The sequence below is a fragment of the Pseudomonas meliae genome, assembly GCF_001400515.1.
GTDB lineage: Bacteria > Pseudomonadota > Gammaproteobacteria > Pseudomonadales > Pseudomonadaceae > Aquipseudomonas > Aquipseudomonas amygdali.
Genome location: NZ_LJQT01000072.1, coordinates 19,810 through 29,114, shown reverse-complemented (window position 1 = coordinate 29,114; position 9,305 = coordinate 19,810). Strand labels below are relative to the sequence as shown.

Annotated in this window: 4 protein-coding genes; all 4 read left to right on the top strand. The window is 59.1% G+C overall.

All coding sequences use genetic code 11. The annotated features are described in order from the left end of the window. The first annotated feature begins 174 nt into the window (after positions 1–174). From ALO64_RS03130 to ALO64_RS03115, 4 genes are read left to right on the top strand one after another with little or no spacing between them, the layout of a single operon-like run. Positions 175–1,476, top strand: a complete 1,302-nt coding sequence (locus ALO64_RS03130) for an MdtA/MuxA family multidrug efflux RND transporter periplasmic adaptor subunit (RefSeq protein WP_044344599.1) — start codon at positions 175–177, stop codon at positions 1,474–1,476. After that, complete coding sequence (locus ALO64_RS03125; RefSeq protein ID WP_054991658.1) at positions 1,473–4,583, top strand: MdtB/MuxB family multidrug efflux RND transporter permease subunit; 3,111 nt, start codon at positions 1,473–1,475, stop codon at positions 4,581–4,583. Before ALO64_RS03130 ends, ALO64_RS03125 begins: the two co-directional genes overlap by 4 nt. Next, entirely contained in the window at positions 4,580–7,687 is a 3,108-nt protein-coding gene (locus tag ALO64_RS03120) for an efflux RND transporter permease subunit (RefSeq protein WP_044344597.1), read from the top strand. Before ALO64_RS03125 ends, ALO64_RS03120 begins: the two co-directional genes overlap by 4 nt. Further along, positions 7,684–9,153 (top strand): efflux transporter outer membrane subunit, encoded by a 1,470-nt coding sequence (locus ALO64_RS03115; protein ID WP_044318539.1) that lies wholly within the window; start codon positions 7,684–7,686, stop codon positions 9,151–9,153. The genes ALO64_RS03120 and ALO64_RS03115 overlap by 4 nt, the downstream gene beginning before the upstream one ends. Positions 9,154–9,305 lie beyond the last annotated feature (152 nt).

Below are 9,305 nucleotides of genomic sequence, written 5' to 3'. Positions count from 1 at the left end.
TGTTCAGCGTCTCCTTAAGTAACTTTCCGCAACACTTCGACGGCCTGAATCCGCTCAGGCCGTTTTTTTGTTTGTGCGTCATACGTTTATCGAAAGTAAGCGCTTGGTAAAGGCGCTTTGCTTGTAACGCATCTGTGCTTATTGTTCAGCCTTCTGAAGAAGCCCCCACCTGTAATGGTTGATTTATTCATGCAATCGTCTGGCTCTCGTAAATCCCGTCGCTGGTTGATCAGTTTGTTGATCCTGTTGGCCATTGTTGCCCTGTGCTGGTGGTTATGGCCTGCCTCCACTCCCGGCAAAGGGGCCGAGAGCAAGAAGCATGGCGCAGGTGGCGTGGCGCGTCCTGGCTTCGGTGCATCGGCTGTCGCTGTCCCGGTGCGGGTCGCCCCGGCAACCGAAGGCGATTTCCCGATCTACTACAAGGCGCTTGGCACGGTAACGGCGATGAACACCATCAATGTGCGCAGCCGGGTGGCGGGAGAGCTGGTCAAGCTTTATTTCCAGGAAGGGCAGATGGTCAAGGCGGGTGACCTGCTGGCGGAAATCGATCCGCGCAGTTATCAGGTGGCGTTGCAGCAGGCCGAAGGTACGCTGGCAACCAATCAGGCGCTGCTCAAGAATGCTCAGCTCGACGTACAGCGTTACCGTGGGCTTTTTGCCGAGGACAGCATCGCCAAACAGACCCTCGACACTGCCGAGTCGCTGGTCAATCAGTACAAGGGCACGATCAAGACCAATCAGGCGGTCGTGGCTGATGCGAAGCTGAGCCTGGACTTCACACGCATTCGTGCGCCTATTGCAGGTCGTGTCGGCCTCAAACAGCTGGACGTCGGCAACCTGGTTGCCGCCAACGACACCACCGCGCTGGTGGTAATTACCCAGACCCAGCCCATTTCGGTCGCCTTCACGCTCCCGGAAAAAGACCTGTCGAAAGTCATTTCCCGCTACCGCACCGGCGACAAGCTGCCCGTCGAAGCCTGGGACCGGGGCGATACGAAAATGCAGGCTTCCGGTGTACTCGCCAGCCTCGATAACCAGATCGATGTGACGACCGGCACACTGAAGTTCAAGGCCCGTTTCGATAACGGTGACGAGATCCTGTTCCCCAACCAGTTCGTCAATGTGCGTCTGCGCGCCGATACGTTGAAACAGGTGACACTGGTGCCAACGGCTGCCGTGCAGTTCGGCACTGACGGGACCTTTGTCTATGTCCTGGACGGTGACAAGAAGGTCAAACTCAAATTGTTGAAGACCGGCCCGAGCGACGAGACATCGACGGTGATTACCGAAGGTCTGGCAGCCGGAGAACGGGTCGTGCTCGAAGGCACCGACCGTCTGCGCGACGGCGCTGAAGTCGAGGTCGTCAACGACAGCAAGGATGTACCGGCGGGTCCGGTTCAGAAGCTGCAGGGCAAGCCTGACAGCAAGACAGACAAGTCGGCAGCACTCGGCAAGGTGGAAAAACCAAACGTATGAACATGTCGCGCCTGTTCATCCTGCGTCCGGTTGCCACCACGCTGAGTATGCTGGCAATCGTCCTGGCGGGTCTGATTGCTTACACACTGCTGCCGGTGTCGGCGCTGCCTCAGGTCGACTATCCGACCATTCGTGTGATGACGCTGTATCCCGGCGCCAGTCCGCAGGTCATGATCAGCTCCGTCACTGCGCCTCTTGAGCGTCAATTCGGGCAGATGCCCGGTTTGATCCAGATGGCCTCGACCAGCTCGGGCGGCGCGTCGGTCATTACCTTGCGTTTTAGCCTCGAAATCAACATGGATGTGGCTGAGCAGCAGGTGCAGGCGGCGATCAACGCGGCCACCAACCTTCTGCCTACCGATCTTCCGGCACCGCCGGTCTATAACAAGGTCAACCCGGCAGACACGCCGGTTCTGACCCTGGCGATTACCTCGAAAACCATGCTGCTGCCCAAGCTCAATGATCTGGTCGATACACGCATGGCGCAGAAAATCTCGCAGATCAGCGGCGTCGGCATGGTCAGCATTGCCGGCGGGCAGCGTCAGGCTGTGCGGATCAAGGTCAATCCGGAGGCGCTGGCCGCCAACAGCCTGAACCTGTCTGATGTGCGGACCCTGATCGGCGCGTCCAACGTCAATCAGCCCAAGGGCAATTTCGATGGGCCAACCCGGGTTTCGATGCTGGATGCCAACGATCAGCTGAAGTCTCCCGAGGAGTACGCCAACCTGATTCTGGCCTATAAGGATGGCGCCCCCCTGCGCCTGAAGGATGTGGCCGAAATCGTCGATGGTGCGGAAAACGAACGCCTGGCGGCCTGGGCCAATCGGAGTCAGGCAGTGCTGCTGAACATTCAGCGCCAGCCGGGCACCAACGTGATCGAGGTGGTCGACCGGATCAAGGCACTGCTGCCATCAATCACCGAGAACCTTCCGGCCGGCCTCGACGTCGTGGTCCTGACGGACCGCACACAGACGATTCGCGCGTCGGTAGCCGATGTTCAGCACGAACTGTTGATCGCGATTATCCTGGTGGTGCTGGTAACCTTCCTGTTCCTGCGTCGTTTCAGCGCGACGATCATTCCCTCTATCGCCGTCCCGCTGTCACTGGTAGGCACCTTCAGCGTCATGTACCTGGCGGGCTTCTCGGTCAACAACCTCACGCTGATGGCCATGACCATCGCGACCGGTTTCGTTGTCGATGACGCCATCGTGATGCTGGAAAACATCTCCCGGCATATCGAGGAGGGCGAAACACCTCTGCAGGCCGCCCTGAAGGGCGCGAAACAGATCGGTTTCACCCTGATTTCCCTGACCCTGTCGCTGATTGCAGTACTGATCCCGCTGTTGTTCATGGCTGATGTGGTCGGGCGGCTGTTTCGCGAGTTCGCGATCACTCTGGCAGTCGCCATCCTGATATCGCTGGTGGTATCGCTGACCCTGACGCCCATGATGTGCGCGCGGTTGCTCAAGCGCGAGCCAAAGGAAGAAGAGCAGAGCCGTTTCTATCGTGCCAGCGGTGCCTGGATCGACTGGCTGATCGATATCTACGCGGGCGGGTTGCGCTGGGTGCTCAGGCATCAACCATTGACCCTGTTGGCGGCATTGGCCACTCTGGCACTGACTGTGCTGCTGTACATCGTTGTGCCCAAGGGCTTTTTTCCGGTGCAGGACACCGGCGTGATCCAGGGTATTTCGGAAGCGCCACAGTCGGTCTCCTTTGCTGCCATGAGCCAGCGTCAGCAGGCGCTGGCTGACATCATTCTCAAGGACCCTGCGGTGGTCAGTCTGTCCTCCTACATTGGTGTTGACGGTGATAACGCAACGCTCAACAGCGGGCGTCTGCTGATCAACCTCAAGCCCCACTCAGAGCGTGACCTCACCGCATCCGAGGTGATCCAGCGCCTGCAGCCAGAGGTAGACAAGCTTTCGGACATTCGTCTGTTCATGCAGCCGGTGCAGGACCTGACCATTGAAGACCGGGTCAGTCGTACTCAGTATCAGTTCAGCATGTCATCGCCCGACGCCGAGCTGCTGACGCTGTGGAGCGAAAGGCTGGTCGAGGCGCTCGGCAAACGGTCCGAGTTGACGGATGTGGCCAGCGACCTGCAGGACAAGGGCCTACAGGTATATCTGAACATCGATCGTGATGTGGCCAGTCGGGTAGGGGTCACCGTTGCGAATATTACCGATGCGCTGTACGACGCATTCGGTCAGCGACAGATTTCCACCATCTATACCCAGGCCAGCCAGTACCGCGTGGTGCTGCAAGCCGCGTCGGGCAGTGAGCTCGGCCCTGCCGCACTTGAGCAGATCCACGTCAAGAGCACCGATGGCGCACAGGTAAAACTGTCGAGCCTGGCACGCGTCGAGCAGCGTCAGGCACAGTTGGCCATCGCTCACCTCGGGCAGTTTCCCGCAGTGATGATGTCGTTCAACCTTGCGCCCGGCGTTGCATTGGGCAAGGCCGTGCAGGTCATCGAACAGGTTGAGCAGGACATCGGCATGCCGATTGGTGTGCAGACCCAGTTTCAGGGCGCTGCCGAGGCATTTCAGGCATCGTTGTCGAGCACGTTGCTGCTGATTCTGGCGGCTGTAGTGACCATGTACATCGTGCTGGGCGTGCTCTACGAGAGCTATATCCACCCGATCACCATCCTCTCGACACTGCCGTCGGCAGCAGTGGGTGCCTTGCTGGCCTTGCTGATCAGCGGCAATGACCTGGGGATGATCGCGATCATCGGTATCATTTTGCTGATCGGCATCGTCAAGAAGAACGCGATCATGATGATCGACTTCGCGCTCGACGCAGAGCGCAACCGGGGTGTTGCACCGGAAACGGCGATCTACGAAGCGGCGCTGCTGCGTTTCCGGCCGATTCTCATGACCACCCTGGCAGCATTGTTCGGCGCCATTCCGTTGATGCTTGCCAGCGGCTCCGGCGCAGAGTTGCGCCAGCCACTGGGGTTGGTGATGGTCGGCGGTCTGCTGGTCAGCCAGGTACTGACGCTGTTTACCACGCCGGTCATCTATCTGTATTTCGACCGGCTTGGCCGTCGCTGGAGTCGCAGGCCTGCCGACCCGGACCGACTGGAACGGGCTGACGCATGAACCTGTCAGCGCCGTTTATCCGTCGACCTGTTGCGACCGTACTGCTGAGCCTGGCGATCCTGCTGCTGGGCGCGGTCAGCTTTCGTTTGTTGCCGGTCGCGCCGTTGCCGAACATGGACTTCCCGGTAATTGTGGTGTCAGCCAGTCTGGCGGGTGCCAGCCCCGAGGTGATGGCCTCCACTGTGGCCACTCCGCTGGAGCGTTCGCTGGGCAGTATTGCCGGGGTCAATACCATGACCAGCAATTCAAGTCAGGGCACGACACGGATCATTCTGCAGTTCGATCTCAATCGCGACATCAATGGAGCGGCGCGGGAAGTGCAGGCGGCAATCAATGCTTCGCGCAACCTGCTGCCCAGCGGTATGCGCAGCATGCCGACCTACAAGAAGGTCAATCCGTCCCAGGCGCCGATCATGGTGTTGTCGATGACGTCGACGGTGCTGGAAAAAGGTCAGCTTTACGACCTGGCATCCACCATCCTGTCACAGAGCCTGTCGCAGGTTTCCGGGGTCGGCGAAGTGCAGATCGGCGGCAGCTCGCTGCCAGCGGTGCGTATCGAGCTGGAGCCACAGATGCTCTCCCAGTACGGCGTATCGCTTGACGACGTGCGTACCGCGATAACCGGTGCGAACGTACGGCGTCCAAAGGGTTTTGTGGAGGATGACCTGCATAACTGGCAGGTGCAGGCCAACGACCAGCTGGAAACCGCCAAGGACTATGCGCCGCTGATCATTCGCTACAAGGACGGGGCGACCTTGCGCCTCAAGGACGTCGCGAAAGTCAGCGATGCCGTGGAAGATCGCTACAACAGCGGGTTTTATAACAATGACCGGGCGGTGTTACTGGTCGTCAACCGGCAGGCGGGCGCCAACATCATTGAAACCGTGGCGCAGATCAAGGCGCAATTGCCAGCCCTGCGGGCCGTGCTGCCCGCCAGCGTGAGCCTCAATGTCGCGATGGACCGCTCGCCGGTGATCAAGGCGACGCTGCACGAGGCAGAGATGACCCTGCTGATTGCCGTGGTTCTGGTGGTGATGGTGGTATTTCTGTTTCTCGGCAGCTTTCGCGCATCGCTGATCCCCACTCTGGCGGTTCCGGTATCGCTGGTAGGCACCTTTGCGATCATGCACCTGTTAGGTTTTTCCCTGAACAATCTGTCGTTGATGGCTTTGATCCTCGCCACCGGGCTGGTGGTGGACGATGCAATCGTGGTGCTGGAAAACATTTCCCGGCACATTCACAACGGTCTCGACCCCATGAAAGCGGCCTTTCTGGGGGCCAAAGAGGTGGGTTTCACCTTGCTGTCGATGAACGTCTCGCTGGTGGCGGTGTTCATTTCCATTCTGTTCATGGGTGGGCTGGTCGAAAGTCTGTTTCGCGAGTTTTCCATTACCTTGTCGGTGTCGATCGTCGTCTCGCTGATCGTATCCCTGACCCTGACGCCGATGTTGTGCGCGCGCTGGCTCAAACCCCACGATTCGGGCAAGGACAATGCCTTTCAGCGCTGGAGCGAGCGGGTCAACGACCGCATGGTCGCCGGCTATGACCGCTCGCTCGGCTGGGTCATGCGGCATCGCAGGCTGACACTGCTCAGCCTGCTGATTACCGTTGTGGTGAATGTCGCGCTGTATGTGGTGGTGCCCAAGACCTTTCTGCCACAGCAGGACACCGGGCAACTGATGGGTTTTGTACGCGGTGACGACGGTCTTTCGTTCTCGGTCATGCAGCCGAAAATGGAAATCTTTCGCCGTTCGATTCTGGCAGACCCTGCGGTGGAGAGCGTTGCCGGTTTTATCGGCGGTAGCGGTGGCACCAATAACGCCTTCATGATCGTACGCCTCAAGCCGATTGCCGAGCGCAAGCTGTCTGCCGAAAAAGTGGTCGAGCGCCTGCGCAAGAACATGCCGCATGTGCCCGGTGGCAGACTATTCCTGGCGCCTGATCAGGACCTGCAACTGGGGGGTGGTCGCGAGCAGACCAGTTCGCAGTATCAGTACATTGTGCAAAGTGCAGACCTGAGCAGCCTGCGGCTGTGGTATCCGAAGATCGTTGCGGCGCTCAAATCGATTCCGGAGCTGACGGCTATCGACGCCAGGGAAGGGCGCGGGGCGCAGCAAGTGACCCTGGTGGTCAATCGTGATACGGCCAAACGGCTGGGCATCGATATGAACATGGTCACGGCGGTGCTCAACAACGCCTACAGCCAGCGTCAGGTCTCAACGATTTATGACAGCCTCAACCAGTACAAGGTGGTGATGGAGGTCAATCCCAAATACGCTCAGGACCCGGCGACGCTGGAGCAGGTTCAGGTGATTACTGCCGACGGGCAGCGCGTGCCGCTGTCGAGCATTGCTCATTACGAGCGCAGTCTGGCGAATGATCGGGTTTCGCATGACGGTCAGTTCGCTGCCGAAAACATTTCCTTTGATCTGGCCGAAGGTGCCAGCCTCGACAAGGCGACGGTGGCTATCGAGCGCGCAATTGCCGCCATCGGACTGCCGTCCGACATCATTTCCAAGATGGCCGGGACCGCCAACGCCTTCGCCTCGACCCAGAAAAGCCAGCCCTGGATGATTCTCGGTGCGTTGCTGGCGGTGTATCTGGTGCTGGGGATTCTTTATGAAAGCTACATCCATCCATTGACGATCCTCTCGACGCTGCCATCGGCCGGTGTGGGCGCATTGCTGACGATCTACGTGTTGGGCAGCGAATTCAGCCTGATCTCCCTGTTAGGGCTGTTCCTGCTGATTGGCGTGGTGAAGAAAAACGCAATCATGATGATCGACCTGGCCCTGCACCTTGAGCGTGATCAGGGAATGACGTCACAAGAGTCGATCCGCAGCGCTTGTCTGCAACGCCTACGACCCATTCTGATGACCACAATGGCCGCCATTCTGGGTGCATTGCCGTTGCTGCTGAGTACTGCGGAAGGCGCTGAAATGCGCAAACCGCTGGGCCTGACCATTATTGGTGGACTGATCTTCAGCCAGGTCCTGACTCTCTACACCACCCCGGTGGTTTACCTTTATCTCGACCGTCTGCGCCACCGTTACAATAAATGGCGTGGCGTGCGTACCGATGCTGCTCTGGAAACCCCGCTATGACCGAACGCCTGGCCTTTATATCCCGCCCGACAGGGCTGATTCGTCCACTCGCGCTGGGGCTCTGCGTTGTGCTGCTCAGCGCTTGTGCTGTCGGTCCTGATTACCAGGCACCGTCGATGGCCGCGCCTGCGCAGTTCAAGGCCGCCGAAGGCTGGCGTGCAGCCACACCCGGTGACGCGATGGCCAAAGGTGCATGGTGGGAGGTGTACAGGGATCCGCAACTGAACTCGCTGGTCGAACGGCTCAACACCTCCAACCAGACCGTCGCCCAGTACGATGCGCAGTACCGGCAGGCACAAGCACTGGTGCGTAGCTCCAGAGGCGCATTTCTGCCGACACTGGATCTGACCACCGGCAAGACCCGCTCGGGGCAGGGCACAGGCACATCCAATACCGGTACGAATACCGGCGCCTCGGGAATTCGCAACAGTTACAACGCTCAACTGGGCGTCAGTTGGGAAGCCGATGTGTGGGGCAAGTTGCGCCGTGGGCTGGAGGCTGACACCGCCAGTGCGCAGGCAAGTCTTGCGGACCTGTCAGCGATGCGCCTCAGCCTGCAATCGGAGCTGGTGCAGAATTATCTGCAATTGCGGGTCATTGACGAACAGAAACGCCTGCTGGAATCCACTGTGGACACCTATCAGCGCTCCCTGACCCTCACCCAGAATCAATACCGCGCCGGTATTTCAGGAAGTGACGCTGTCGCCCAGGCGCTGACACAGTTGAAAAGTACTCAGGCCGACCTGATCGATCTGGCCTGGCAGCGTGCACAATTCGAGAACGCCATTGCCGTGCTGATGGGGATGGCGCCCGCTGACTTCAATCTGCCGGCCAGCACTTCGATTCCGCAATTGCCGCAGATCCCGCCAGGGCTGCCGTCACAGTTGCTTGAACGCCGACCGGACATTGCCGCGGCCGAACGCTCGGTCATGGCCGCCAATGCCAACATCGGCGTCGCCAAGGCCGCTTACTACCCAGACTTCACGCTGAGCATGAGCGGCGGTTACAGCAGCAGTACGTTCGCCAACTGGATCAGCCTGCCCAACCGCTTCTGGTCGGTAGGGCCGCAACTGGCGTTGACGTTGTTCGACGGTGGCAGGCGGACGGCGGAAGTTGATCGTACCGAGGCCGTGTACGACCAGACTGTCGCCCAGTACCGGCAGACCGTGCTGAATGGTTTTCAGGAAGTCGAAAATTACCTCGTTCAACTCAAAGTCTACGAGCAGGAGGCCGCCGTGCGCCAGGAAGCGCTGGTATCGGCTCGCGACTCGTTGCGCCTGACCAACAACCAGTACAAGGCCGGGCTGATCGGTTATCTTGACGTCGTCAACGTACAGGCCACTGCTTTGAGCAATGAACGCAGTGTGCTGAACGTTCTGCAAAGTCGCTTGATTGCCAGCGTTCAGTTGATTGCCGCATTGGGTGGCGGCTGGAATGCCGAAACAGGTTTGACCCTCAGGGAGTGAGTGCTTCACGGAGCAAAGGCGGTTTTTCTTGAACTGTTCGTGATAAATGAAAAATCAATAGCTGGTTGCCATCTTTTCGACCAGATACCGCGACATTTGGCAGCTATTGCGTACAATCATCCCCCGCAGTATCGGCATGGACGCGCTCATTG